At 45.9% G+C, this 403-nt stretch carries 1 protein-coding gene; it reads left to right on the forward strand.

Going from position 1 to position 403, the window contains the following annotated elements; translation table 11 throughout:
* Positions 1-348, forward strand: a 348-nt coding sequence (locus tag GR212_RS36690; RefSeq protein ID WP_163995042.1) for a F0F1 ATP synthase subunit A, incomplete at its 5' end; no start/stop codon positions are given.
* Positions 349-403: the final 55 nt, after the last annotated feature.

Here is a 403-nt window from a genome sequence, read left to right on the forward strand (position 1 = left end):
GTGTTCATCCTGATTATTTTCTACAGCATCAAAATGAAAGGCGTTGGTGGGTTCGTTAAAGAACTGACCATGCAGCCGTTCAATCACTGGGCGTTCATTCCTGTCAACTTAATCCTTGAAGGGGTAAGCCTGCTGTCCAAACCGGTCTCTCTCGGTCTGCGACTGTTCGGCAACATGTATGCCGGTGAGCTGATTTTCATTCTGATTGCTGGTCTGTTGCCGTGGTGGTCACAGTGGGTTCTGAATGTGCCTTGGGCCATTTTCCACATCCTGATTATTACGCTGCAAGCCTTCATCTTCATGGTTCTGACGATTGTCTATCTGTCGATGGCATCTGAAGAGCATTGATTTTTTACCAACACTACTACGTTTTAACTGAAACAAACTGGAGACTGTCATGGAA

Origin of the sequence: Martinezella lusitana (assembly GCF_010668395.1) — a bacterium.
Classification (GTDB): domain Bacteria; phylum Pseudomonadota; class Alphaproteobacteria; order Rhizobiales; family Rhizobiaceae; genus Rhizobium; species Rhizobium lusitanum_A.